Origin of the sequence: Streptomyces sp. CA-142005 (genome assembly GCF_050942335.1) — a bacterium.
Taxonomy (GTDB): domain Bacteria; phylum Actinomycetota; class Actinomycetes; order Streptomycetales; family Streptomycetaceae; genus Streptomyces.
This window is the reverse complement of record NZ_CP192078.1, coordinates 4,128,174-4,153,377: the sequence shown is the minus strand read 5'-3', so window position 1 is coordinate 4,153,377 and position 25,204 is coordinate 4,128,174. Positions and strand designations below refer to the sequence as shown.

Annotated in this window: 26 protein-coding genes; 18 read left to right on the top strand and 8 right to left on the bottom strand. The window is 72.0% G+C overall.

What is annotated here, in order from left to right:
* Nucleotides 1–7: 7 nt before the first annotated feature.
* Entirely contained in the window at nucleotides 8–1,408 is a 1,401-nt protein-coding gene (locus ACQPXS_RS19525; protein ID WP_433450665.1) for an MFS transporter, read from the bottom strand.
* 154 nt (nucleotides 1,409–1,562) lie between these two features.
* Between ACQPXS_RS19525 and ACQPXS_RS19520 the strand changes: the two genes are divergently transcribed.
* Nucleotides 1,563–2,090, top strand: a complete 528-nt coding sequence (locus ACQPXS_RS19520; protein WP_356309485.1) for a winged helix-turn-helix transcriptional regulator — start codon at nucleotides 1,563–1,565, stop codon at nucleotides 2,088–2,090.
* A gap of 27 nt (nucleotides 2,091–2,117) precedes the next feature.
* On the opposite strand, the gene ACQPXS_RS19515 is transcribed toward ACQPXS_RS19520, so the two are convergent.
* Complete coding sequence (locus ACQPXS_RS19515) at nucleotides 2,118–2,954, bottom strand: serine hydrolase domain-containing protein (RefSeq protein ID WP_433450663.1); 837 nt, start codon at nucleotides 2,952–2,954, stop codon at nucleotides 2,118–2,120.
* 87 nt (nucleotides 2,955–3,041) lie between these two features.
* On the opposite strand from ACQPXS_RS19515, the gene ACQPXS_RS19510 reads away from it, so the two are divergent.
* From ACQPXS_RS19510 to ACQPXS_RS19500, 3 genes are all read left to right on the top strand, one after another.
* A complete protein-coding gene (locus tag ACQPXS_RS19510; RefSeq protein ID WP_356309488.1) occupies nucleotides 3,042–3,353 on the top strand; it encodes a DUF6412 domain-containing protein in 312 nt (103 codons plus the stop codon).
* Nucleotides 3,354–3,445: 92 nt separating this feature from the next.
* Nucleotides 3,446–4,180, top strand: coding sequence for a YidC/Oxa1 family membrane protein insertase (locus tag ACQPXS_RS19505; RefSeq protein ID WP_433450661.1), 735 nt, complete (start codon nucleotides 3,446–3,448; stop codon nucleotides 4,178–4,180).
* Between the two features lie 129 nt (nucleotides 4,181–4,309).
* On the top strand, nucleotides 4,310–5,167 hold the full coding sequence (locus ACQPXS_RS19500; protein ID WP_433450659.1) for a fumarylacetoacetate hydrolase family protein: 858 nt from the start codon (nucleotides 4,310–4,312) through the stop codon (nucleotides 5,165–5,167).
* Between the two features lie 110 nt (nucleotides 5,168–5,277).
* Here ACQPXS_RS19500 and ACQPXS_RS19495 read toward each other — a convergent pair whose 3' ends face one another.
* The 3 genes from ACQPXS_RS19495 to ACQPXS_RS19485 form a co-directional block, all read right to left on the bottom strand.
* A complete protein-coding gene (locus ACQPXS_RS19495) occupies nucleotides 5,278–6,150 on the bottom strand; it encodes an LLM class F420-dependent oxidoreductase (RefSeq protein ID WP_433450658.1) in 873 nt (290 codons plus the stop codon).
* Between the two features lie 86 nt (nucleotides 6,151–6,236).
* A complete protein-coding gene (locus tag ACQPXS_RS19490) occupies nucleotides 6,237–6,761 on the bottom strand; it encodes a heme-degrading domain-containing protein (RefSeq protein ID WP_433450657.1) in 525 nt (174 codons plus the stop codon).
* Nucleotides 6,761–7,840, bottom strand: a complete 1,080-nt coding sequence (locus tag ACQPXS_RS19485) for a Gfo/Idh/MocA family protein (protein WP_433455868.1) — start codon at nucleotides 7,838–7,840, stop codon at nucleotides 6,761–6,763. The genes ACQPXS_RS19490 and ACQPXS_RS19485 overlap by 1 nt, the downstream gene beginning before the upstream one ends.
* Nucleotides 7,841–7,971: 131 nt before the next feature.
* Between ACQPXS_RS19485 and ACQPXS_RS19480 the strand changes: the two genes are divergently transcribed.
* On the top strand, nucleotides 7,972–9,129 hold the full coding sequence (locus ACQPXS_RS19480; protein WP_433455866.1) for an ROK family transcriptional regulator: 1,158 nt from the start codon (nucleotides 7,972–7,974) through the stop codon (nucleotides 9,127–9,129).
* Nucleotides 9,130–9,207: 78 nt separating this feature from the next.
* Here the strand turns inward: ACQPXS_RS19480 and ACQPXS_RS19475 are convergent, their stop codons facing one another.
* The gene (locus tag ACQPXS_RS19475) at nucleotides 9,208–9,618 is read right to left on the bottom strand and encodes a VOC family protein (RefSeq protein ID WP_433450655.1); all 411 of its coding nucleotides are present in this window, start codon (nucleotides 9,616–9,618) and stop codon (nucleotides 9,208–9,210) included.
* Between the two features lie 137 nt (nucleotides 9,619–9,755).
* Here ACQPXS_RS19475 and ACQPXS_RS19470 point away from each other — a divergent pair, with 137 nt between their 5' ends.
* From ACQPXS_RS19470 to ACQPXS_RS19410, 13 genes are all read left to right on the top strand, one after another.
* A complete protein-coding gene (locus ACQPXS_RS19470; RefSeq protein WP_433450653.1) occupies nucleotides 9,756–10,130 on the top strand; it encodes a hypothetical protein in 375 nt (124 codons plus the stop codon).
* A 112-nt stretch (nucleotides 10,131–10,242) separates the two neighbouring features.
* Nucleotides 10,243–11,169: a hypothetical protein gene (locus tag ACQPXS_RS19465; RefSeq protein WP_433450651.1), complete on the top strand. Its 927-nt coding sequence runs from the start codon at nucleotides 10,243–10,245 to the stop codon at nucleotides 11,167–11,169.
* A gap of 132 nt (nucleotides 11,170–11,301) precedes the next feature.
* Nucleotides 11,302–12,057 (top strand): GntR family transcriptional regulator, encoded by a 756-nt coding sequence (locus tag ACQPXS_RS19460; RefSeq protein WP_433450650.1) that lies wholly within the window; start codon nucleotides 11,302–11,304, stop codon nucleotides 12,055–12,057.
* Between the two features lie 132 nt (nucleotides 12,058–12,189).
* A complete protein-coding gene (locus ACQPXS_RS19455) occupies nucleotides 12,190–13,314 on the top strand; it encodes a TIGR03364 family FAD-dependent oxidoreductase (RefSeq protein WP_433450648.1) in 1,125 nt (374 codons plus the stop codon).
* A gap of 5 nt (nucleotides 13,315–13,319) precedes the next feature.
* Entirely contained in the window at nucleotides 13,320–14,018 is a 699-nt protein-coding gene (locus tag ACQPXS_RS19450; protein ID WP_433450647.1) for a phosphonatase-like hydrolase, read from the top strand.
* Nucleotide 14,019: 1 nt separating this feature from the next.
* Entirely contained in the window at nucleotides 14,020–15,075 is a 1,056-nt protein-coding gene (locus tag ACQPXS_RS19445) for an ABC transporter ATP-binding protein (protein WP_433450646.1), read from the top strand.
* The gene (locus ACQPXS_RS19440) at nucleotides 15,068–15,910 is read left to right on the top strand and encodes a 2-aminoethylphosphonate ABC transporter permease subunit (protein WP_433450644.1); all 843 of its coding nucleotides are present in this window, start codon (nucleotides 15,068–15,070) and stop codon (nucleotides 15,908–15,910) included. The genes ACQPXS_RS19445 and ACQPXS_RS19440 overlap by 8 nt, the downstream gene beginning before the upstream one ends.
* Nucleotides 15,897–16,694 (top strand): ABC transporter permease, encoded by a 798-nt coding sequence (locus tag ACQPXS_RS19435; RefSeq protein ID WP_433450642.1) that lies wholly within the window; start codon nucleotides 15,897–15,899, stop codon nucleotides 16,692–16,694. The genes ACQPXS_RS19440 and ACQPXS_RS19435 overlap by 14 nt, the downstream gene beginning before the upstream one ends.
* 47 nt (nucleotides 16,695–16,741) lie before the next feature.
* Nucleotides 16,742–17,797: a 2-aminoethylphosphonate ABC transporter substrate-binding protein gene (locus tag ACQPXS_RS19430; protein WP_433450641.1), complete on the top strand. Its 1,056-nt coding sequence runs from the start codon at nucleotides 16,742–16,744 to the stop codon at nucleotides 17,795–17,797.
* A 123-nt stretch (nucleotides 17,798–17,920) separates the two neighbouring features.
* Entirely contained in the window at nucleotides 17,921–18,700 is a 780-nt protein-coding gene (locus ACQPXS_RS19425; protein ID WP_351809725.1) for an HAD-IIA family hydrolase, read from the top strand.
* Nucleotides 18,701–18,848: 148 nt separating this feature from the next.
* On the top strand, nucleotides 18,849–19,424 hold the full coding sequence (locus tag ACQPXS_RS19420) for a hypothetical protein (RefSeq protein WP_433450639.1): 576 nt from the start codon (nucleotides 18,849–18,851) through the stop codon (nucleotides 19,422–19,424).
* Between the two features lie 9 nt (nucleotides 19,425–19,433).
* Nucleotides 19,434–20,105, top strand: a complete 672-nt coding sequence (locus tag ACQPXS_RS19415) for a class F sortase (protein WP_433450638.1) — start codon at nucleotides 19,434–19,436, stop codon at nucleotides 20,103–20,105.
* Between the two features lie 122 nt (nucleotides 20,106–20,227).
* On the top strand, nucleotides 20,228–21,250 hold the full coding sequence (locus ACQPXS_RS19410; protein ID WP_433450636.1) for a glycoside hydrolase family 6 protein: 1,023 nt from the start codon (nucleotides 20,228–20,230) through the stop codon (nucleotides 21,248–21,250).
* A gap of 9 nt (nucleotides 21,251–21,259) precedes the next feature.
* Here the strand turns inward: ACQPXS_RS19410 and ACQPXS_RS19405 are convergent, their stop codons facing one another.
* Both ACQPXS_RS19405 and ACQPXS_RS19400 read right to left on the bottom strand, forming a co-directional pair.
* Nucleotides 21,260–23,194 carry a galactose oxidase-like domain-containing protein gene (locus tag ACQPXS_RS19405; RefSeq protein WP_433450634.1) on the bottom strand — a complete coding sequence of 645 codons (1,935 nt, stop codon included), beginning with the start codon at nucleotides 23,192–23,194 and terminating at the stop codon, nucleotides 21,260–21,262.
* On the bottom strand, nucleotides 23,191–25,182 hold the full coding sequence (locus tag ACQPXS_RS19400; protein ID WP_433450633.1) for a glycosyltransferase family 2 protein: 1,992 nt from the start codon (nucleotides 25,180–25,182) through the stop codon (nucleotides 23,191–23,193). Before ACQPXS_RS19400 ends, ACQPXS_RS19405 begins: the two co-directional genes overlap by 4 nt.
* Between the last annotated feature and the right edge of the window lie 22 nt (nucleotides 25,183–25,204).

Sequence of the window (25,204 nt, the reverse complement as noted above, 5' to 3'; positions counted from 1 at the left end):
CGCGCCGCTACGCCCGCTCGCGCAGCACCATCACACTCACCGCCCCGACCGCCGCCAGCACCGCCGACACCAGCAGGGCGATGTTCGCGCCGTGGGCCAGGTCTCCGGACGAGGTGGCGAGGGCGATGGTCAGGGCCACGCCGGCGCAGGAGCCGATGTAGCGGAAGGTCTGCTGGGCGCCGGAGCCCATCGCGGCGCGTTCGCGCGGGACCGACTCGACGGCCAGCAGCGGCAGGGCGCCGTTGAGCAGGCCGCTGCCGACGCCGCTGATGATCAGGCCGGGGAGCAGACGGGTCCAGGAGCCGGAGGCCAGGGCGCCGAGCATGGTCAGGACGGCGACGGTGTGCAGGGCGAAGCCGACAGCCAGTTGGGCGCGCGGCGCGATACGGCCGGCCAGGTGCTTGACCTGGAGGGCGACCGCGAAGCTCAGACCGGACCAGAGCAGGAGTAGCCAGGCCGTGCCCATCGGGGACAGCCGGAGGGTCTGCTGGAGCAGGGCCGGCAGGAAGCTGAACATGCCGATCACCGCGAGGCCCGTGAACAGGCCGCCGGCACCCGAGGCCAGGAAGCGGGCGTGGCGCAGCAGGCCGAGGTCGATCATCGGCGTGCCGGTCCGGTGTTCCACGGCGGCGAAGAGCGCGATCAGAAGGACGGCGGCGGCCAGCAGCAGTCCCACCGGTGCGCGCAGCCAGCCGTCGCGGCCCAGGGTCAGGGCCGCCACCAGGGCGACCAGGGCGAGGCCGAAGGTCAGGGCGCCGAGGACGTCCGGGCGGCCGCCGCGCGGGGCGCGGGACTCGGCCAGCGTGCGGATGCCCAGCGCGGCCACGACGACGGCGGCGGCGCCCAGCACGCCGTACGCCACCCGCCAGGTCGGCAGCGCGCCCGCGACCAGCGGGCCCACCGCGATGCCGCCGCTGACGAAGGCGCCCCACACGCCGGTCGCGTGCAGCCGGCCGCGCGCCGAGGGGAAGGCGGTCACCAGCAGGCCGAGGCTGCTCGCCAGGATCGCCGCGCTCGCCGCGCCCTGGGCGATGCGGGCGAGGGTGAACTGCCAGGTCGAGGTGGTGAAGGCGGCGAGGGCGGTGGTGATGCCGAGGGCCAGGGTGCCGGCGAGGAAGACGCGGCGGCGGCCGTAGTCGTCGGCGAGGCTGCCGGCCACCAGCAGCAGGGCGGCGAGGCCCAGCGGGGTGCCGTTCAGCAGCCAGGCCTGGCCGGAGAGCGGGGTGTGCAGGGCGGCCGCCGTGTCCGGGAGCGTGACCATCGGGGCCGTGTACGTCATCAGCGCCACGGCGGTGGCCGCGCTGGTCAGGGCGAGGGTGGCCCGGGGGCGCGCGGGGGCGTCGCGGGCGCTCGTGCCGCGTACTGCGGTGGCGGCGGGGGTGGTGGTGGCGGAGTCGAGCCCGGTCATGGCGTGGTCCTGTCCTTCCGGGGCCCGCGGTGACGTGTGGGTCACCCGGCGAACCGCATTAAGTTCGTTCATTGAACTGACCTGACTCCATCACCGTAACACCCAAGGTTCGGTCATCGAACCAATACGTCGGAAAGTGGCTACAGTGGACGGCATGGCACTGGGCAAGGACTACGCGACACAGGAGTGCTCGATCGCCCGCGCGCTCGAGATCGTCGGCGAGCGCTGGACGCTGCTCGTCGTCCGGGACGCCCTCTACGGCGTGCGGCGCTACAACGACTTCCTGGTCCACCTCGGCATCCCGCGCGCCGTCCTGGCCGCCCGCCTGCAGACCCTGACCGCCGAGGGCATCCTCGAAAAGCGCCGCTACCAGCAGTCGCCGCCGCGGGACGAGTACGTCCTCACCGAGACCGGCATCGCCCTGTGGCCCACCCTGCGCGCCCTCGGCCTGTGGGGCCGCGAGCACTTCACCGAGACACAGCTGCGGTACTTCCGGCACGCGGACTGCGGCACGGAACTCGGGCAGTACGGACAGTGCCCCGCCTGCGGGATCGTCGTACCGGTCGAGGACGTCGTCATGGAGCCCGGGCAGGGCCTCGACCCCGACCCGGCGGACCCGGTCAGCCGGGCGCTGCTGAAGCCGAAGCGGCTGCTGGAGCCGCTGGAGACGGAACCGGCCTGACCGCAGGCCGTGCTCCGAGCCGGCCGGTCAGGCGGGGCCCGCGCCGGCGTCCCTGAGGACGTCGACGCCGGCCTGGTCGGTCTCCTCCGGCCGGCCGCCCAGCCGGTGGACGACCACCCACCGGCCGTCCGCCATGGCCCCGGCGAAGACCGAGGCGTGACGGGTCGCGCCGTTGTGCCAGAGCAGCGCGCCCGCCGACTGCCAGGAGGGAGCGGGATCTCCCAGCCGGCGCTCGATCACCAGCCGGACGAGCAGCTCGCCGACCGCACGCGGGGTCGCCCACAGGCCGCCCGCCGGAAGGATCGCCCCGTCCATGGTCCAGGGCCTGCGCTCCCTGCCGAGGAACCCGGGGGCCAGCAGGCGCCGGCCCGGCTCGGGACGCGCGCTCACCTCCTGGACGCCCAGCGGCCGCAGCACGTGCTCGGCGAGCAGTTCCCCGTACGGCGCACCGGCCGCGCCGGCCAGTGCCGCGCCCAGGACGGCGTACCCGAGGTTGGAGTACTCCTCCTGCTCTCCCGGCGGCCGGACCACGACCTCGTCCAGCCGCCCGAACAGCCGGTGCAGGGCGTCGCCGTCGAACGCGGCGTACGGATCGCGGCCCCCGGTGCCGGGCGGGAGGCGCGGCAGCCCGGACGTGTGCTCGGCCAGGTGCCGCAGCGTGATGCCGGTGCGCGGGGCGGCGGGGAGCCAGAGCTCGACGGGGTCGTCGACGTCGAGCAGGCCCGCGGCGGCCATGCGCATGAGCGCCGTACCGGTGAGCACCTTGGTGAAGGAGCCGATCTCGACGAACCGGTCCACCGCGTGACCGTCCGCGAGACGTGCGGGAGACGTGTCACTCAGGACGCAGGTGGGAGTGCGCGGCATGCGGGGGCCCTTCGGACGTTCGATCAGGTCTACCTGTATAAAGGGCAAGCAGGCTCGGATGGTTGAGAGCGCGGGGAGGGAAGCCGGGTGGTCCGCAGTCTCGCGCGGTCGCGCGCGCTCGCCCCGCTGCTGCTGGTGCTGCTGCCGCTCGCGCTCCTCGACACCGGCAATCTCTCCGCGACCGTGGCGCTCGCCGCGACCGCGGCGGCCGGGGCCGCGTTCACCGCCTGCGCGCTGATCGCCGCCCGCTGTGTGCCCGCCGTCCCGCCCACCCGGGTGCGTACGGCGATCCGCGACCGGGCCCGGCGCACCGCCTTCCTGCCTCAGCGCGATCCCGACGCGCCCGGCCGGCGCCGGCCCAGGGCACCCGGGCACGCCCTTCCGGCGACCGCCGCGTAGGGCACGCCTGTCCCTTGTACGCGTGACCCCGCGCGGGTCGTCATGCCGCTCTGCTCACGTCCGGCACGACGAGACCCCCGGAGGGCTCATCCATGTCCGTCTTCTCCGTCTTCGCCCGCCTGGTCGAGCAACTCGCCGACCTGCTCCAGCCGCTCTTCCACGCCTCCGCGGCCGCCGCCGCGATCGTCCTGTTCACCGCGCTCGTACGCCTCCTCGTCCACCCGCTGTCCCGCGCCGCCGCCCGCGGCCGGCGCGCCCGCGCGAAACTCCAGCCCCGCATCGCCGAACTGCGCGCGAAGCACGCCAAGGACCCGAAGCGGCTGCAGCAGGCGGTGCTCGAACTGCACGCCGAGGAACGGGTCTCCCCGCTGTCCGGCTGTCTGCCCAGCCTGCTCCAGCTGCCCGCCTTCTTCCTGCTCTACCACCTCTTCTCCAGCTCCACGATCGGCGGTGAGAGCAACGGGCTGCTCGCCCACCGGCTGTTCGCGGCGCCGCTCGGCGGACGGTGGGCCGACGCGCTCGGCGGGGACGGGGTGTTCGGGCCGGCCGGGCTGGTCTATCTCGGGCTCTTCGTCCTCGTCGCGGTCATCGCCACCTTCACCTACCTGCGCGCCAAGCGGACGATGGCGGCCGGCCCCCTCGCCGTGGGTCCGGTGGGCGCCGGGGACGGCGAACAGATGCCGGGGCTCGGCGCGGTCGGCAAGGTCATGCCGTTCATGTCCTCCTTCACGCTCGTCACCGTGGCCGTCGTACCCCTCGCCGCCGCGCTGTACGTCGTCACCAGCACGGCCTGGACCGCCGTGGAGCGGGCCGCGCTGTACCGGTAGCGAGGCGCGATGACGGTCCAGTACGTGAACAGGGTCTTGCGTACTGGACGGCCCGATTGGAGGATCGACCAGTCCTCCGATGGCTGCACACATCGGTCCGGGCGTCCGCGATCGAGGGAGATGGTGACCATGAAGCTGCTGCGAGTCGGTACGGCAGGGGCCGAGCGGCCCGCGCTGCTCGACGCCGAGGGGACCCTCCGCGACCTGTCGGGCCTCGTGGACGACATCGACGGCGCGTTCCTCGCCGACGAGGCCGCGCTCGACCGGGTACGGGCGGCGGCCGAGTCCGGCGAGCTGCCCGCGCTGGACGCGACGGGACTGCGGATCGGGCCGCCGCTGGGCCGTATCGGGAAGATCGTGTGCATCGGGCTCAACTACCACGACCACGCCCGCGAGACCGGCGCCGAACCGCCCGCCGAGCCGGTGGTCTTCTTCAAGGCGCCGGACACGGTGGTCGGGCCGAACGACACGGTGCTCGTCCCGCGGGGATCGGCCAAGACCGACTGGGAAGTGGAGCTGGCGGTCGTCATCGGGCGTACGGCCCGGTATCTGTCGTCGGCCGAGGAGGCGCTCGCGCATGTCGCGGGGTACGCGGTGGCCCATGACGTGTCCGAGCGGGAGTTCCAGATCGAGCGCGGTGGCACCTGGGACAAGGGCAAGAACTGCGAGACGTTCAATCCGCTGGGACCGTGGCTGGTGACGGCCGACGAGGTCGCCGACCCGCAGGATCTGTCCCTGAAGCTGTGGGTCAACGGGGAGTTGAAGCAGAACGGTACGACGGCCGAGCAGATCTTCCCCGTGGCGGAGGTCGTGCGGTACGTCAGCCAGTTCATGACGCTGTACCCCGGGGACGTCATCAACACGGGGACGCCGGCGGGGGTGGCCATGGGGCGGCCCGAGCCGAAGCCGTACCTGCGGGCCGGGGACGTGGTCGAGCTGGAGATCGCCGGGCTCGGCCGGCAGCGGCAGGAGCTCAAGGACGCCTGAGGGAGTGGGGGCTGCGCGAGTACGGCGGGTGCGGATCTGTCGTGGTTCCTCGCGCCGAAGCGGCGGAGCCGCATATCACACGCAGCCCCACGCCCCTGAGGTCGGAGACGTCACCCCAGCAGAGAGGCGAGGCGGCGCCATTCCTCCCTCGGGAGGCCGTCCCTGTCACCGCCGGTGATCGGCTGGAGGGCCACGTGGTCCGCGCCCGCCTGGTGGAAGGTGTTGATCCGCTCCCGGATGCGGCTGTCGTCGCCCCAGGCGAACACGGCGTCGACCAGGCGGTCGCTGCCGCCGTCGGCCAGGTCGTCCTCGGTGAAGCCGTGCCGCAGGAAGTTGTTGGTGTAGTTCGGCAGGGCCAGGTACATCGCCAGGGTGTCGCGGGCGAGGGAGCGGGCGCGGGACGGGTCGGTCTCCAGGACCACCTTCAGCTCCGGGGCCAGCAGCGGGCCGGCGCCGAGGATCTCGCGGGCCTGCGCGGTGTGCTCGGGCGTGACCAGGTACGGCACCGCACCCGCCGCCCGGTCGCGGGACAGCTCCAGGGTCTTCGAGCCGAGGGCGGCCAGCACCCGGCGGTCCGCGGGCACCCCGGCCTCGTCCAGGACGTCCAGATAGGAGACCAGCGCCGAGTACGGCCGGCGGTACTGGTCGGCGAGCTTGGCGTGGCTCACGCCGAGTCCGAGCACGAAGCGGCCGGGGTGGGCCGCGTCCACCTCGGCGAAGGCCGCCGCGCTCGTCTCGGCGTCGTACTGCCAGATGCTCTGGATGCTGGTGCCGACGACAAGGCGGCCGGTCCCCTCCAGAAGGGGTACGGCGTGCCGGGCGGCACTGCTGCCGCCGAGCCAGGCGGCGCCGTAGCCCAGCTCCTCCAACTCGGCCGCCGCCTCGGCCAGTTCGCCGCGCCGGGAGGGGTCCTCCGCGCGCAGACCGACGCTCCAGACGCCGTACCGGCCGATCCTGTCCTTCAAGGTGCTCGCGGTGCTCATGGGGCCGTCCCTCCGGATGGAGCAGTGATCGTCACGTCTGCAGCCATTCCCAACCGGAGGGACGCCTCACGTAATCCCGGTGGGTGTCACACTTTCAGGAACAGCTCCAGCGCCTCCACGACGAACCTGTGGTCCTGGAGCTGGGGCAGGCCGGAGACGGTCACCGCGCCGACGACGCCCGCGTTCTCGACGTGGATCGGGAACGAACCGCCGTGCGCCGCGTAGATGTCGGGGTCGAGGCGGGAGGAGTCCTCGAACGTCGTGCCCTTGGCGCGGAAGCGGGCGCCGACCAGGTAGGAGGAGGCGCCGTAGCGCTCCACCACCCGGCGCTTGCGGGCGATCCAGGCGTCGTTGTCCGGGGTCGAGCCCGGCAGGGCCGCGTGGAAGAGCTGCTGGCCGGCGCGGTGGATGTCGATGGCGACCGGGGCCTGGCGCTCCCGGGCCAGTTCGACCAGGAGCGAGCCGAGGGCCCAGGCGTCGTCGTACGTGAACTGCCGGAAGACCAGGCGGCGTTCCTGCGCCTCCAGCTCCTCGACGGACGGGGTGAGTTCGGGGGTGGTCCTGGGCGTGATCTGCGGGTGGTGCTGCTGGCTGTGCTGGTGCTGTGGCATCAGAGGGTCACCGTCACCTTGTCCGTGGCCGACGTGCGGGCCGCTTCCAGTACGTCGAGGGCGGCGGCCGCCTCCAGGGCGGTCACCGGGTTGGGGCCGGCGCCGGTCAGGGCGCGGGCGACCGCCGCGTAGTAGGCGGGGTAGTCGCCGGGGAGGGTCGGTACGGGGGTGCCGCCGCCGGTCAGCGGGGACTCGCCGGCGCCGATACGGCCGTACAGGGACTCGGGCTCCGCGCCCCACTGCGGGCCGGGGCGCAGGCCCTCGCGCAGCGCCGCCTCCTGCGGGTCGAGGCCGTACTTCACATAGCCCGCGCGGGAGCCGAGCACCCGGAAGCGGGGGCCGAGCTGGGCGGTCGTCGCGGAGACGTAGAGGTGGGAGCGGACGCCGTTCGCGTGCGTGAGCGCGATGAAGGTGTCGTCGTCCGTCTCGGCGCCGGGGCGGCGGACGTCCGTCTCGGCGTACACCTCGGTGACCCGGCCGAAGAGGACCAGGGCCTGGTCGACGACATGGCTGCCGAGGTCGTAGAGCAGACCTCCGATCTCTGCCGGGTCGCCGGACTCGCGCCAGCCGCCCTTGAGCTGGGGGCGCCAGCGCTCGAAGCGGGACTCGAAGCGCCACACGTCACCCAGGTCGCCCTCGGAGATCAGCTTGCGCAGGGTCAGGAAGTCGTTGTCCCAGCGGCGGTTCTGGAAGACGGACAGGAGCAGACCGCGCTCCTCGGCGAGGGCGGCGAGGTCGCGGGCCTCGGCCGCGGTGCCGGCGACCGGCTTGTCGACGACGACCGGCAGGCCCGCCTTCAGGGCAGCGGAGGCGAGCGGGACGTGCGTCTTGTTCGGGGAGGCGATGACGACCAGGTCCAGCTCGTCCGCGCGGTCGAACAGCGCCTCGGCACCGGCGGCGAGCGTCACCTCCGGGAACTCGGCGCGGGCCTGCTGCTGCCGCTCCGGGTCCGAGGTGACCACCGTGTCCAGGGCGAGGCCCTCGGCGGCGGCGATCAGCGGGGCGTGGAAGACGGAGCCGGCGAGGCCGTAGCCGATCAGGCCGACGCGGAGGGGGGTGGCGGTCGTGCGCCCTGTCATGGATCCCATGGACCCACTTTCGCAACGCTGTTGCCAAAGTGCAAGTGGAGGGGACAATGGGTGGCGTGAACAGGACGAGCACGGGGACGCGGACGGGGTCGGGGACCGGCGGATCGGGGACCGGGGCGCGGATGGCCGGCGGCGCGTCGGCGGGAGCGAACCTCGTCGCGGTGCGGTCGCACAACACCGCGCTGGTGCTGGGGCTGCTGCGGGACGCCGGGGCGGAGGGGATCAGCCGGCTCGAACTCGCCGAGCGGACCGGGCTGACCCCGCAGGCCGTCAGCAAGATCACCGCAAGGCTGCGGGAGGACGGCTTCGCGGCGGAGGCCGGGCGGCGGGCGTCGACGGGGGGCAAGCCGCGCACCGTGCTGCGGCTGGTACCGGAGGCGGGACACGCGGTCGGGGTGCATCTGGACCGCGACGAGCTGCGGGTGGTGCTGGTCGATCTGGACGGGGCCGTGGTGGGGGAACGGCGGTCCGAGCTGGATCTGGGGGCCGGGGCGGAGGCGGTGCTCGCGGTGGTCGGGGACGCGGTGGACGCGGTGGTGCGGGAGGGGCTGGGCGCGTTTCCGGGCGTGGACGGGCCCGCCGAGGCGGGGTCGCTGCTCGGGGTGGGGGTGGCGCTTCCGGGGCCGCTCGACCATGTGCGCGGGGTGCTGCACCGGGTGACCGGGTTTCCCGAGTGGGACGGGTTCCCGCTGCGGGACGCGCTCGGGGAGCGGCTGGGGGTGCCGGTGGTGGTGGACAAGGACACGAACGCGGCGGCGCTCGGCCTCTCGGCCGGGGGTGAGCGTGGCGAGGACGGCGAGGTCGGCGAGGGCGGATCCTTCGCGTATCTGCATCTCGGTACGGGGCTCGGCGCCGGGTTGGTGATCGGTGGACGCGTGCACCGGGGGGCGCGGACCGGGGCCGGGGAGTTCGGGCACCAGGTGATCCAGCTGGACGGGCCGCGGTGCGAGTGCGGGAACCGGGGGTGCGTGGAGGCGCTGTGTCTGGCGGCGGTGGAGCGCGGGGAGGCCGGGGAGGCGGCGCGGGTGCTGGGGGTGGCGGCGGCGAATCTGGTCGGGCTGCTGGACATCGACGCGGTGCTGCTCGGGGGGCGGACGATCGCGGCGGCGCCGGAGGGTTTCGTGCGCGGCGTCGGGGAGGTGCTCGATGCCCGGGCCCGGCGGGAGGGGGTGCGTGGGGGTGCGGTACCGGTGCGGGTCGCTCCGCGGGGGGAGCGGGTGGTGGCCGAGGGGGCCGCGCAGCTGCTGTTGGCGCCGGTGTTCGGGCGGGGCGATGCGTGACGGGGCGCAGCCGCGTACGGTCTCGGTCTCGGGCGGCTCGGTGGGTGGGCGCCGTCGCCGCCCGGGTCGCGGCGTGGCTCACTCCGGCAGGTTGAGTTGCCAGGAGACGCCGAAGCGGTCGTTGACCCAGGCGAACTTGGCGCTGAAGCCGTAGCTGCCCAGGGGCATGAGTTCCGTGCCCTGCTCGGTGAGGGCGGCGTGGAGACGGTCGATCTCGGCCTCGTCGTCGCACTGCACGAAGAGCGAGACCGCGGGCGTGAAGGTGAAGTCGTGATGCGCGGGGCTGTCGATGCACATGAACTGCTGGCCGGCGAGCGAGAACGTGGCGTGCTGCACGGTCCCCTCCTTGCCGGGACCGTCGCCCCCGTAGCGCGTGATGTTGACGACCTCGGCGTCGTCGAAGAGCGAGATGTAGAAGGTCATCGCGTCCTCGGCGTTGCCCTCGAACATCAGGAACGTGGTGATCTTCTGTGACGTCGCGATCTGCATGCTGCATGCTCCTCGGCGCGGTCGGGCAGGGTGCGCGGGCCTGTCCAAGTCTTCACACTGGACCCGAGCGCATCAACCGAATCACACGGCCAGTGTCGTCTCACCGAACGCACCGCTCGGTGCACTGAGGAGTGAGTATGCGCTGCTCTCGCATCACCGTCCCCGTCCTCGTCGGCGCCAGTCTCGTGGCCGCTCTCGCCGGGCCGGCCGCCGCCTCGCCGGTGGGCACCGTCAGTCCCGCGAAGGTGAAGCCCGGTCAGGCCGTCTCCCTCACGCTCGCGGGATGCGGTGATCCCAGCGAGGGCGGCCGCGCCGAAGGAGCGCTGGTCGGCAATGGCACGACGGAGCGCAGCCCCATCGGCATCGTCGACCTCGAGCCGATGGCGAACGGCACTCTGGCCGGGATCGCCGCGATCGTGCCGGACGCGCGACCGGGCGCGGCGCAGATCTACCTGGCCTGCGGCTCCGATCCGGACACCGTGGTCACGGTGGACGTCACCATCACCGGCTGACGCCGCTGACCGGGATCCCCGTCACCGCCCGCCCACCCCGCCGATCGAGCGGACTTCGCGGCCCGTACCGGAGTGGCGGTCGCAGGGGTCCCGATCAGGCCGGGATGGTTATGTGTTTATGCGACTGTGTACACCTCTGTCCCTGTCCCTCTGCCTCGCCGCAGCCGCCGTGTCCGCCTCCGCCTGGGTGATCGGCCCCGCGGCACCGGCCGCCGCCCTCGTCGACCGGCACCCCACCCGGCCGCACCCGGCCGCCGCCCTGGCCGCCCCGCCCTCCGCCTGCGTCGACGGCGATCCGCGGGCCTTCCCCCTGGCCGCCCGGATCCGCGGCGGGCCGCCCTCCTACGAGGCGGGCGGCGGATACGGCACCTGGTACATCGACCTCACCAACACCACCAGCCGGACCTGCACCGGCATCCACCCGGTGATCGTCCTCACCGACGACAAGCGCGCGCTGAAGCCGGACCAGCCCAAGCTGGAGTTCTACGACGGCCCCACGGCCCGGCCGGTGACCTTCGAGAGCACCGACGAGCAGGAGCTGGTCGGCGTGCTCGACGCCGCCGGGTTCGACGGGTTCGCCGTACCGCCCGGCAGGACCGTCAGCGTCAAGGTCAGGCTCGTCTTCCCCTCCGACACCGCGTCCGACCAGGTCACCGCCAACGCCGCCGTCGTCCAGCGCCGGGGCGACGACGGGGACTGGGTCGGGGAGTCCAACGCCTACCGGTTCGGGATCGGGGAGTACGCGTCGCCGGCCCCGGACGCCACGCAGGACGGCGGCGGCGTGGCACCCCGCGAATCCGGCAACCCCCAGCCCACACCCGGCACCGGCACCGCCGCCCCCACCTCCGACCCCGACCCCGAGCCCAACCCCGAGCCCGAGCCGAACCTGCCGTTCCCCGCCGGGGCCGAGGAGGCCGGGGAGCGGGCCGGCGAACTGGCGCGCACCGGCCCCGGCCTCGCCCACGGACTGCTCGCGGCCACCGCCGCGCTCGCGGGAGTCAGCGGCGGCGCACTGCTGCTGACCCGCAGACGCCGCTGACCCCGAGTCGTACGACTGGCACCGCTCCTCCCTCCCGCCCGCCACCGCTACCCCCGCCGAGCCGCGGGCGGGCCCGTACCACGGGCACCCCTGCCCCCTGCGCCGATCCGAGCCGTCTGCGACGATCCCTGCGTGGACTACCCGAACGACCAGGCCCCCGGCGCCCCCGTCCGCTCCGGCATCCCCGAGCACGGGCGTATCCCCAAGTACTACGCGGTGAAGGCGCGGATCGCGGCGCTGCTGGAGGAGCTGGGGGAGGACAGCGTCATCCCCACCGAGCGGGACCTCGCCGAGCGGTACGACGTCGCCCGGGAGACCGTGCGGCAGGCCGTACGGGAGCTGGTGCTGGAAGGACGGCTGAGGCGGAAGGGGCGGGGGACCGTCGTCGCGGGGCCCAAGCTCGCCCAGCCGCTGTCCCTCGCCAGCTACACCGAGGGCGTCCGCCGGCAGGGCCGTACACCCGGTCGTGCCCTCGTCACCCTCGACCGGTTCCCGTGCCCCGACGCCCTCGCCGCCGAGACCGGGCTCACCCGGGGCGCGCCCGTGTGGCACCTGGAGCGCGTGCTGCTCGCCGACGAGGAGCGGGTCGGTCTGGAGAGCACGTACGTCGCCGTCGAGCGGGTGCCCCGGCTGGCCGCCGACTTCGACCCCGACTCCTCCTTCTACGGCTACCTCACCAGCCAGGGCATCTCCTTCGGCGACGCCGACGAGCGCATCGAGACCGTGCTGGCCACACCCCGCGAAGCCCTGCTCATCGGCACCCCGCCCGCCCTGCCCATGCTGCTGATCCACCGGATCTCCCGGGACACGGAGGGCCGGCCCCTGGAGCGGGTGCGGTCGCTGTACCGGGGGGACCGCTTCTCCTTCACGACGCATCTCGAAGGCTGACAAACCCGCCCATCGACAGCCATGGCAATGTCACGGAAAGATAACGGGTCTAGCCCAAAAGTGATGGGTCGTTCACGCTCTCGTTGTCAGCCGGATGTCTCCGGTTCCCCGGTCCCGAGGAGCGTTGCCGTCGTGAAAGTGACAGTCGTCGGAGCAGGCGTGGTGGGCACCATGCACGCCTGGCATGCGGTGCGGCGCGGCCACCAGGTCGTCCAGATCGAGCGCGAGGCCGAGGCGCGCGGCGCCTCCCTGCGCAACTTCGGGCAGATCTGGGTCAGTGGCCGCGCCGCCGGAGAAGAGCTGGAGACCGCGCTGCGGGCGCGGGAGCTGTGGGAAGGGATCGGCGCACGGGTGCCGGCGCTGGGCTTCCGGGCGAACGGGTCCCTGACCCCCGTCCGCGGCCCCCTGGAGCTCGCCGTCGCCGAGGCCGCCGTGGCCCGCCCGGACGCCGCCGCCCGCGGTTACAAGCTCCTCGTCCCGGGCGAGGCCCGCGCCCTCAACCCCGCCCTGCGCGGCGACTTCACCGCCGCCCTGTACTGCGAGCGGGACGCGGCACTCGAGCCGCGCACCGCCCAACTCGCCCTGCGCGCCGAGCTGTCGAAGTCCCCGAACTACACCTTCCTGCCGGGCCGTGAGGTGCGCGAGGTCGTCGCCGCCGGCACCGTCCGGGACGACCACGGGGACGTGCACCGCGCCGACACGGTCGTCCTGTGCACCGGCGCCTGGCTCGGCGGACTGGTCCGCGAACTCGCCGGACCGGACCTGCCCGTGCGCCGGGTCCGCCTCCAGATGATGCAGACCGACCCGCTGGGCGAGCCGCTGCCCACCTCCGTCGCCGACGCCGACAGCTTCCGCTACTACCCGGCCTACGCCTCCCCCGCGCTGGACGAGCTCAACGCCCGCCGGCCGCAGCCGGAGACCGCCGCCGAACACAGGATGCAGCTGCTCATGGTGCAGCGCGCCGACGGCGGACTGACCATCGGCGACACCCACGAGTACGAGCACCCCTTCGCCTTCGACACCGTCGAGGAGCCCTACGAGCACCTCACCGGCGTCGTCGAGTCCCTCCTCGGCCGGCCGCTGCCGCGCATCCGCCGCCGCTGGGCGGGCGTGTACGCGCAGTGCACCGACACCGGCCGGGTGGTGCACCGCGAGCAGGTGCGCGAGGGGGTGTGGCTGGTCACCGGGCCCGGCGGGCGCGGCATGACCTGCGCCCCCGCGATAGCCGAGTCCACCGCGAACGAACTGGGCTGGTGAGCACCATGACCCACACCCCGGACAACATCCGGCTCGTCGTCCTCGACATGGCCGGCACCACCGTCGCCGACGGCGGACTGGTCGAGCGCGCCTTCGAGGCGGCCGCCACCGAGCTCGGCGTCGCCCCCGGCTCGGCCGAGCACGCCGAGCACCTCGCCTACGTCCGCGCCACCATGGGCGAGTCCAAGATCTCCGTCTTCCGGCACCTGTTCGGCGCCGAGGACCGCGCCCGGCGCGCCAACACCGCCTTCGAGAAGGCGTACGGCGAACTCGTCGAGGGCGGTCTGGTCGCCCCGGTGCCGGGAGCCGAGGAGGCCGTCCGGGAGTTGGCGGACCACGGCCGTACCGTCGTCCTGACCACCGGCTTCGCCCGCGTCACCCAGGACGCCGTCCTCGACGCCCTCGGCTGGCGGGACCTCGTCCCGCTCACCCTGTGCCCGGCCGACGCCGGCGGGCGCGGGCGGCCGTACCCGGACATGGTCCTGGAGGCCTTCGTCCGCACCAAGGCCGCCGAGGACGTGAGGCAGGTCGCCGTCGTCGGGGACACCTCCTACGACGTGCTCAGCGGGGTGCGCGCCGGGGCCGGGCTGGTCGCCGGGGTGCGCACCGGCGCCCACGGCGACGACGCGTTCCGCGCGGCCGGCGCCACGCACGTCCTCGACTCCGTCGCCGACCTGCCCGCGCTGCTGCTGGGAGACCGCTGAGATGGGCATCCGCTTCGACTCCGTCACCGTCGCCTACGACGGCAACGCCGACAACCTCGCTCTCGAATCGCTCGACCTGACCGTCGAGCCCGGCGAGGTCATGGCGCTGCTCGGGCCGTCCGGCTCCGGCAAGACCACCGCGCTGCGGGCGGTCGCCGGATTCGTACGACCCGTGTCCGGGCGGGTGCTCCTCGGCGGCCGGGACGTGACGGACCTGCCGCCGTACCGGCGCGGCATCGGGATGGTCGTGCAGAGTTACGCGCTCTTCCCGCACATGCGGGTCGCCGAGAACGTGGCCTTCGGGCTCAGGGCCAAGAAGACGCCCAAGAGCGAGATACGGCAGCGGGTCGCCGAGGCGCTGGAGATGACCGGCATGGCCGCCTACGCCCGCCGGCACCCGCGCGAGCTATCCGGCGGACAGCAGCAGCGCGTCGCCATCGCCCGCGCGCTGGCCATCCGGCCGGACGTGCTGCTCCTCGACGAGCCCCTGTCCGCGCTGGACGCCCAGCTGCGGTCCGGGATGCTGGCCGAACTCGCCCGGCTGCACCGGGAGCTGCCCGGCCTGTCGATGCTGTACGTCACCCATGACCAGGTCGAGGCGCTGACACTGGCCGACCGGATCGCGGTCATGGACAAGGCGAGGCTGCGCGCATGCGGGACGCCGAAGGAGTTGTACCGGGCGCCCACCGATGCGTTCACGGCGTCCTTCGTGGGCGGTGCGAATCTCCTGCCGGTGACGGTGCGGTCCGGGGGAGTCGAGTTCGCGGGGACGGAGGTGAAGGTCGACACGGCGGGTGTGGTCGCGGGGGCGCGGGCCACGTTGTGTGTACGGCCACATGTCGTCGGGCTGGGGACCGGTGCCAACCAACTCGCGGGCGTCGTACGGGAGATCCAGTGGCGTGGCGCCACGCATCGGCTGTACGTGGAGGTCGACGGGCACGCTGTGATGGCGGACGTGCGTGAGCTGAGGGATCCGCCACGACACGGGGATTCGGTGAGCCTGCACTTCGCTCCCGAGGATGCCGTGTTGCTGCCCGCAGGGGTGAGCCATGGCTGAGGCCGTCCAGGACGCGCGGGTCGTTCGTGGCGGGGCGCGCAGTTCCCCGCGCCCCTTCGGGGCGCTTCTGTGGGCCCTTCCTCCCCTGGCCCTCCTCGCCCTCTTCTTCCTCTACCCCCTCGCCCTGGTCGTCCAGCAGTCCTTCCAGCCCGACAGCGGGGGCACCTCCCTCCAGCCGTACGCCGACGTCTTCGCCTCCGAAGCCTTCCGGAACGCGCTGTGGACGACCGTCTGGCTGGCGTCGGCCTCCACCGTGGGCTGTCTGGTCCTCGGTTTCCTGCTCGCGCTGGTCATCGCGTTCGTGCCGTTTCCCGGGGCGAAGGGGGTGGCGCGGTTCATCGACGTGTACCTGTCCTTCCCGTCCTTCCTGATCACGCTGGCGCTGCTGTTCATCTACGGCACCACCGGGATCATCGGTTCCTTCCAGTTCCTCACCACGCCCTGGGGTGTGCTGCTGGCGGAGGTCACCTACTTCACGCCGTTCGTGATGCGGCCGCTGCTCGCCGCCTTCTCGCAGGTCGACACCGCGCAACTGGAGGCCGCCAGTTCGCTGGGGGCGCGGGCACCCCGGATCGTACGGCGGGTGATCCTGCCGGAGGCGCTGCCCGCGCTCGCGGCCGGCGGGAGTCTCGTCCTGGTGCTGTGCCTCAACGAGTTCGGGATCGTGCTGTTCACCGGCGCGAAGGGGGTCACCACCCTGCCCATGCTCGTCTACGGCAAGGCGATCCTGGAGTCCGACTATCCGGGCGCGTGCGTGGTCGCCGTCGTCAACGTCCTGATCTCCGTGGGTCTTTACGGCCTCTACCGGGTGGTGAGCCGTCGTGCTGGTGCATAGCCGCAAGGCCAGGTGGGCCGTGTGGGCGGTGTTCCTCGTCCTGTTCGTGCCGGTGTTCGCGCTTCCCCTGCTCGTCGTCCTCGGCGCCTCCTTCGCCACCCACTGGTCCGGCGTGCTGCCCTCGGGACCGACCAGCGTCAACTACCGTGCCGCCACCCGCGGCGAGGCCCTCCAGGCGCTCACCACCAGCCTGCTCACCGCCACCGCGGCCAGCCTGCTCGCGCTGACCGCCGGGACCTGGGCCGCGCTGGCCGCCACCGCCCTGAAGAAGCGGTACCGGCGGCTCATGGACGCCCTGTTCGTGCTGCCGGTCGCCGTGCCGTCGGTCGTGGTCGGACTGTCGGTCCTGGTCGCCTTCTCCAAGCCGCCGATGCTGCTCAACGGCACCCGGTGGATCGTGATCCTCGCGCACACCGTGCTGGTCACGGCCTTCGCCCACCAGTCCGTGTCGGCGGCGATCACCCGCCTCGACCCGGCCTGCGAACAGGCCGCCGCCTCCCTCGGCGCCCGGCCCGCCTACGTCCTGTGGCGGATCCGCCTCCCCCTCCTCCTGCCCTCCCTCACCGCCGCCGCCGGCCTCTGCTTCGCCCTGTCCATGGGCGAGCTGAGCGCCACGATGATGCTCTATCCGCCGGACTGGACCCCGCTGCCCGTCCTGATCTACGCGGCCACCGACCGCGGCGCGCTGTTCACCGGCTCCGCCGTCGCCGTGGTGCTGATGACCGCGACCCTGCTCGTCCTGTTCGCCGTCTCCCGGATCCGCACCCGGGCCTCGTACCGCTGAACCCCCCGGTAATTCCCGTCACCACCACGCCAGGAGTTGGCCTCGCCATGTCCGGAAACCGCCTCACGCCCGCCGTAGCCCTCGCCCTGCTCGCCAGCCCCGTGCTGTCCGCCTGCGGCGGCTCCTCCGCCGCCTCCGACGCCAAGGCCGTCACCGTCTACAGCGCCGACGGCCTCAAGGGCGAGAACGGCGACGGCTGGTACGACAAGGTCTTCGCCGACTTCACCCAGCAGACCGGCATCAAGGTCAAGTACGTCGAGGGCGGGTCGGGCGAGATGGTGCAGCGCGCCGTCCGCGAGAAGTCCAACCCGCAGGCCGACGTGCTGGTCACCCTGCCACCGTTCATCCAGGAGGCCGACGGCAAGGGGCTGCTGCAGAAGTACCGCCCGAAGGACGCGGACCAGGTCGCCGGCGCCGACAAGGCCGCCGACGGCACGTGGATCTCCGTCGTGAACAACTACTTCGGGTTCGTCTACAACAAGAAGGAGCTGAAGCAGGCCCCGAAGACCTGGGACGAGCTGCTCGACGGCACGTACAGGAACAAGCTCCAGTACTCCACCCCCGGTGTCGCCGGTGACGGCACCGCCGTCCTCATCAAGGCCGTCCACGACTTCGGCGGCAAGGAGCAGGCACTCGCCTACCTGAAGAAGCTCCAGGCCAACAACGTCGGCCCGTCCGCCTCCACCGGCAAGCTCGCGCCCAAGGTGGACAAGGGCGAACTGCTCGTCGCCAACGGCGACGTGCAGATGAACTACGCCCAGTCCAAGGCCATGCCCAACCTCGGCATCTGGTTCCCGGCCGGGAAGGACGGCAAGCCCACCACCTTCGCCCTGCCCTACGCGGCCGGCCTGGTCACCAAGGCCCCGCACAGCGAGAACGGCAGGAAGCTGCTCGACTTCATGCTCGCGCGGAAGCAGCAGCAGGAGGTCAGCGAGATCGGCGGCGGGTTCGCCGCCCGCCGGGACGTCAAGGCCACCGACGCCAACGCCGCCGCCCTCACCAAGCTGATGGACGGCGTGGAGACCTTCCAGCCGGACTGGAACGACATCGACAAGAACCTCGCCTCGTACATCGAGGATTGGAAGTCGGCGACGGGGAGCTGAGCCGGTCGGCCGCCGTACGACGGGGTCAAGATCAGGCCGCGCTGATTAGGCTAGGGGCGTCGGTACGCCGTGGTTCCGGCGCCCCCGCTTTCTTGACCGTACGCACGCCAGGAGACGCACGACATGGCAGACCGCAAGCCGATCGAGTCATGGCTCACCGACATGGACGGTGTCCTGATCCACGAGGGCGTCCCGATCCCCGGCGCCGACGCCTTCCTGAAGAAGCTGCGCGAGTCCGGGCGGCCCTTCCTGGTGCTCACCAACAACTCCATCTACACCGCCCGCGACCTGCACGCCCGGCTGAACCGCATGGGCCTCGAGGTGCCGGTGGAGAACATCTGGACCTCGGCGCTGGCCACCGCCCAGTTCCTGAACGACCAGCGGCCCGGCGGCAGCGCCTATGTCATCGGCGAGGCCGGCCTGACCACGGCGCTGCACGACATCGGCTACATCCTCACCGACCACGAGCCCGACTTCGTGATCCTCGGCGAGACCCGTACCTACTCGTTCGAGGCCTTGACCAAGGCCGTGCGGCTGATCAACGACGGCGCCCGGTTCATCGCCACCAACCCGGACAACGTCGGCCCCTCCGCCGAGGGCGACCTGCCCGCCACCGGCTCGGTCGCCGCCCTGATCACCGCGGCGACCGGCAAGAAGCCGTACTTCGTGGGCAAGCCCAACCCGCTGATGATGCGGGCCGGGCTCAATGCGATCGGGGCCCACTCGGAGACCTCCGCGATGATCGGCGACCGCATGGACACCGACGTCCTCGCGGGCCTGGAGGCCGGGATGCGCACCTTCCTGGTGCTGTCCGGCGTCACCCAGCCCGACGACGTCGACCGCTACCCGTTCCGCCCCTCGCAGGTCGCCGACTCCATCGCGGACCTGGTCGACCTCGTCTGAACTTGGTCCGGACCGGATCCGACCCGGGCCCATTCGGTCTGACCTGGGGTTCTCAAACGCCCATCCACCCGTTCGGAGCAATCGGGTGCCTCCCGAGGATGCGGAGGCGCCCGGGGCGGGGGAGCCTCCTGGTAACTGGAGGTTCACGATGGGCTCACTACGCCTCACTCTCTGTACAGGAATCCTGGCCGTCGCCGCGTGCACTCCGGCGGCCCACGCGGCCGACGGAGGCGCGGTCTCCGTGACGCCCGCGGCCCCCCTACCCGGCGCCGACGTGTCCGTGCGGGTCCGCGGCTGCTCCGGTCCGCAGGGCACCGCCGTCTCGGACGCGTTCGTCACCGACGCCCGGCTGACCGGCAACGGCGGCATCCTGTCCGGTGAGACCCGGGTACGCTCCGGCCTCAGGGCGGGCGCCTACGACGTCAGGATCACCTGCGCCGACTACGTGGTCACCGGCCGGATCACGGTGGTCGGCGGCGGAGCGGTGCCGGGCCAGGCGACCGGGCAGTACCTGGATCCCGGCCGCTGGCCCCTCGGGCCCGCCTCGCCCGTCGCCCCCGTCGCCCCCGTCCCCGCGGGCGGCGGAGGCACCGCCCGCTTCGCCACGGTGGCCACCACCGACTCCGGCCCCGACACCGTCCAGACGGTGACCGGCCTGGCCCTCGCCGGGATCGCGGCGGTCGCCGTCGGACTCCGGGCCCGTCGCGGCCGCGGCGCCCGCTGAGCGCGGCCCATGTCCGCCGACCGCGAGCGCACCACCGGCACCGAGCGGCTCATCACCTGCCTGACCTGGGCGGTGCTGCTGTTCGGGCTGTGGCTGTGGGGGCGCGGGCTGACCGGTGTACCGCACACCACGGACGGCCCGGCCACGGGCAACCTGTTCGGCATCGCACCCGCCCAGGCCGCCCGGCTGCCCAGCCCGGCCAAGCCGCTCGGGGCGGACGCCGTGCCGCAGCGCGTCGACATCCCCCAACTGGGCGTTCAGGCACCGGTGGTGAACCGGGGCCTCGACGCCCAGGGCGCCGTCGACCCACCCCCGTTCGACCAGCCGGGCGTGGTCGGCTGGTACGGCGCCGGCGCCACACCCGGCGCCAAGGGCGCGGCGCTCCTGGTCGGGCACGTCGACACCGAGACCCGGCCCGCGGTCTTCTACAAGCTCAGCACCCTCAAGCCCGGCGAGACGGTCCGGGTGGTCCGCTCGGACGGCAAGGTCGCCCAGTTCGTCATCGACGACGTCCGCGTCCTGCCCCGCGTCGGCTTCGACGCCCGGCAGGCCTACGGCCCGCACCGGCCCGGCCGCGCCGAACTCCGCCTGATCACCTGCGGCGGCCGCTTCGACCGCGCCCTGCACAGCTACACGGCCAACGTCGTGGTCTCCGCCTACCTCACCGGAACCGCCCGCTGACCCTCGTACGCCCCGCCCCGTACACCCCGCAGTGCGACCGCGCGACCTCGTGAGGGACCGGCCGGATATGCCAGGATTGGCACCCGGACCGGTGCGCCCAGGGGGGACCAGGGGGGAATCGCATGTACGACAGCAGGGGGGCCCGTGCGTCCGCGCGGGCGTCGGCGGCGGTGGTGCTGGGGGCGGCACTGCTGCTCGCCGGATGCTCCGGCGGCGGGGACGACCACGGCGACCCGGGGGCCCGGATCACCCAACAGCCCAAGGCCGCCGACCCGTTCTGGGTGAACCCGGACGGCACCGCGGCTCGCCAGGTCGCCGCCTACGAGAAGTCCGGCAAGAAGACCGAGGCCGCGCAGATCCGCAGGATCGCCGAGCAGCCGATGGGGGAGTGGATCGGCCCGGAGAACCCGGAGAAGGAGGCGCGCGGCTTCACCGAGGCCGCAGAGAGGTCCGACCGCACGGCCCTGCTCGTCCTCTACGACATCCCGCACCGGGACTGCGGCCAGTACTCCCAGGGCGGCGCCGCCGACGGCAACGCCTACCGCGCCTGGATCGACGGTGTGGCCCGGGGTATCGAGGACCGCTCCGCCATCGTGATCCTGGAACCGGACGCCGTGCTCCACCTCGCGGACGGCTGCACCCCGGCCCAGTTCCACGAGGAGCGCTACGACCTCCTCAAGGGCGCGATCGCCAGGCTGAAGTCCCTGAAGAACACCAAGGTCTACCTGGACGCGGGCAACGCCGGCTGGGGCCACCCCGACCAGATCTTCCAGCCCCTCCGGCAGGCCGGCATCGACCAGGCCGACGGCTTCTCCGTCAACGTCTCCAACTTCTACTCCACCCAGGACTCCATCGCCTACGGCAAGCAGCTCTCGGCGAAGGTGGGCGACAAGCACTTCGTCATCGACACCAGCCGCAACGGCAACGGCCCCTACACCGGCGGCGATCCGGCCCAGCGCTGGTGCAACCCGCCGGGCCGGGCCCTGGGAGAAACCCCGACGACGAAGACGGCCGACCCCCTGGTGGACGCCTACCTGTGGGTCAAGCGGCCGGGGGAGTCGGACGGCACGTGCAAGGGTGGCCCGAAGGCGGGGGACTGGTGGGCCACCTACGCCCTTGAACTGGCGAAGAACAGCCGGCCTTGAGGGTGCGGGCTACGGCACCCGCACCCACTGCGCCTTCGAAGGCGTGCCCTGGTCATCGTCCACGAACAGCATGTACCACCCGGACTGCACCAGGTTCCGGTTCTTCGGCACCGTCACCGTGATCCTGTTCCCGGCCGTCTTGAAGTCCAACGCGATCGACCGCTGATCCACATCCGTCACATGCGTGGACGCGCTCGGCCGGATCAACCGCGCCTTCTTGATACTGGCCGCGTGATCCGACGTGAACGTCCCCGAAGCTCCGCGGGCGATCGTCCGCGGACCTCCGCCGAGCGTCGGCCGCGCGTCCCGGTACAGATACGGCGGCGTGTAGATCTCGATGCGCTGCTCGAACGTCCCCGGCTTGGTGTTCGCCTTGTCGCCGTACAGCGAGTCGGAACCGAAGAACATCACCCGCCCGTCCGGCAACAGGATCGACCCGGAATGGTAGTTCCGCCCCACCAGCGGATCCGCGACCCGGGTGAAGCTGTTGCTGTCGGGGTGGTACAGCCGCGCCTGCAGGATGTCGGAGTCGCTGCGCCCCCGGTAGTCCTCCGAGCCACCGGAGACCAGCACCGTGTCGTCGGGCAGGACCGAGGACTGCGGATAGCGCGTGCCCTTCTCCAGTTCGGGACCGTCCACGAACGCGGGCTTCTTCGCCTTCAGGTCGATCAGCCGGGTCCTCTTGCTGGACAGCTTCGACTCACCGACGCCGCCACCGCCGATCACCATGAACTTCTCGTTCTGCGCCGGAGGCAGCAGCACCGTCCCGGACGTCTCCATCATGTTCGCGTCGCTCAGCCCGGGCAGCTTGGTGAACGTGTTGGTGTCCACGTCCCAGATGCCGGGCTCGCGGCCGACGTTGTCCGGTCCGTACCCCGCGTTCGAACCCGAGTAGAAGATCTTCCCGTTCTGCATCAGGAACAGCGCGGGATACGTCGGGAACTGCCGGACCGTCCTGGTGTACGTCCACTTCCTGGTCTTCGGGTCGAAGATCTCGTTCTTGCCCGGCACCAGCTGACCGATGTCGTCGAGGCCCGACACGCTGAGGATCCTGCCGTCCGACAGGGTGGTGAGCGTCGGGTACCAGCGGGCCTCGTTCATCGGGTCGACCTTGATGTACCTCTCGGCGACCGGGTCGAACTCGTAGGCGTCCTTGATCCCCTCGAAGTCCTTCTTGTCGAGGGCGAGTTTCTGCGCGATGCCGTAGGTGTTGCGCGCGTCGGCGCCGGTCAGGCCCTGGATCCGGTAGTTGTCCTGGGTGCCGGTCTCGTACTGGCTGCCCTCGGCCTGCGCCTCGACGTAGACACGGCCGTAACCGGGGTTGTTCCGCAGCCACTTGCCGGACTTGTCGAAGACCTTCGTGGCGCGCGGGACCAGCACCGGGTCCTGGGACACGAACGTCTTGCCGTTCTGCCTGCCGGTGAACCTGGTGCCCGCGGGCAGGGTGATCGGTTTGTCCGGGTTCTCGTTGTAGAGGATCATGACGCCGCCGGCCTTCTTGACGTCACCCTTGAGCTTCTCGTACTGCTTGGTGCCGCCCGCGATCAGCAGGTTGCCGTTGGCGAGCTGGGTGTGGCCGGTGCAGAACAGGTCGTTGGGCGTGGGGATCTTCTTGATCGTGCCCTTGACCGGGTCCCAGATCCGGGTGTCGAACTTCTTCTTGTCGAAGTTCTCCTGGTTGTTGCCCGAACCGGCGACCAGCAGCACCTTGCCGGTGTGCAGGAGCGCCGCGTGGATGGTGTCCTGGCGGTACTCCGGAGGGAACTCGATGATGTCCCAGTGGCCGTTCTCGGCCTTGTACTCAGGTCTGTTGATCTTGTAGTGGTGGTACTGCGCGGTGCCGAAGCGGTAGAGCCACGGCCCGTTCATCCCGGCCAGCGCGAGTACCACCGCCGTACCGATCGCGAGCCTGCGGGCGCGACGGCGGCCGGCCTGGTCCTTCATTCCTTACGTCCCCCAAGTCCGCCAAGGGCGATCTGCATGGTCTGCTCGTTCTCCCCGGTCCGGTCCGCGCCCCGGCCCCCGTGCTGCTCGTCGGCCGCCCAGGTGGGCCGCTTCAGGGGCAGATGGGCCGCGTACGCCGCGGGCACCGCGTCCTGCGGTTCGGCGGGCCCCGTGGCCGCCGCCGGCTGCGGCCGCTTCCGCTCCTGCCGCAGCGTGTACCGCCAGGCGAGGATCGGTGAGGCGGTGATCAGCAGGGCGAAGGATGCCCAGGTGATCATCGCGGGGTGCGAGTGCCCGAACACGAAGCCGGCGGCGAGCGAGCCGGCGAAGACCAGGATGAAGAACCAGTGGACCCGGAACGTCCCGAACAGCGTGTCGGGGCTCGCCGACTCACCTTTCGGCGTGACCACGAACCTGCTCTTGCGGCGCAGTACGGCGTCCATCAGGGAGCGCGCGTAGATCGGCGCGGACAGGGCGGACATCACCATGCCCGCGACACCGCCGGAGCCCTCCGGCTCGTGCGGGGAGACGTTGTGCCGCCGGTTCCAGATGTACAGGCCGATCTGGAGGGCGGAGGCGTTGCCGTACAGCATCAGCCACACGGTCGGGTCGATGTTCACGCCCGAGGCGCCGAGGCCCAGGAACAGGGCGCAACTCAGCGCCGCGAGGATCCAGTTGAGGGCGGACATCGGATAGAAGACGATCATCATCGTGTAGTTGAAGAGCTTGCCGGGCGGCAGCGTGAAGAAACCCTTCCAGTACTGCTTGATGATCGTCTCGTACGTACCCCGTGACCAGCGCAGCTGCTGGGTGAAGAAGTCCGTCCAGGCGTTCGGGCCCTCGCCGACGGCGAGCACGTCCGGGGTGTAGACGGACTTCCACTTCCTCCCCGTCGCCGGGTTCTTGGCGCGGTGCATCTCGAAGCCGGTCGCCATGTCCTCGGTGATGGAGTCGTACAGGCCGCCGATCTGCTTGATGGCGCTGATGCGCACGGCGTTGGACGTGCCGACGAACATCGGCGCGCCGTAGCGGTTGCCGGCGCGCTGGATCAGGGCGTGGAAGAGGAACTGCTGGGACTCGGCGGCCTTGGTGACGAAGGTGTCGTAGTTGCCGTACACCTGCGGGCCGATGACGAAGCCGACGTCCGGGTCGCGGAAGTAACCGAGCATCCGCTCCAGGTAGTTGGGCAGCGGCACGTGGTCGGTGTCGACCGAGGCGAAGAAGTCGTAGTCGTCGCCGTGCGCCTCCAGCCAGGCGTTGTAGTTGCCGTGCTTGGTCTTGGCGCGGTGCGGGCCCTTGGGCCGGTTCCACCGCTCGACGCCCTTGCGGGTGAAGTGGTGCACGCCGAGCCGGGCGCAGACCTCCTTGACCTCCGGGTCGTCGCCCTCGTCCAGCAACCACACGTGCAGCAGGCCCCGGTGGCGCAGCTTCACCGCCGCCTCCAGGGTCCTCGTCACCATCTCCAGCGGCTCCTTGCCGGGCACATAGGTGGTGAGGAAGGCGATCGAAGTGCCGCTCTCGGGGACCACCGGGACCGGGTCGCGGGCGACGAGGGTGGCGTGCGCGTTGGACAGCACGTTCATGCAGCGGAAGAACTCGATCAGGCCGATCGAGACGAGCATGACGACGTCGAGCGCCGGCAGGAAGTCGTGGGCGGGATAGTCGCGTTCGGTCCAGTGTTCGGGCTGCAGCAGCCAGAACAGCAGGACCAGGGAGAGCACGGGGGCCGCGCCCAGCATGAGCGCGGCACGGATGCGGTGCGGCTCCTGCGAGAGCAGCGACCGGTACTGCACCTGGTACGGCTTGGTCGGGTCGGGCTGGGTGAGGGGGCCCGCGAGCCGGCTGTAGTGCTCGTAGTCGTATCTCGGCAGGCTCTTCCTGATCCGGCGGAACTGGCCCGTCCGGTGGCCGATCACCCTGAGCTGTGTGGTCTGTGACGGGTCGTCGTGAACGTGGCTCTGTCCGGCGCCCGACGGCGTCGACGTCATGAGTCATTCCCCCCACACGCAG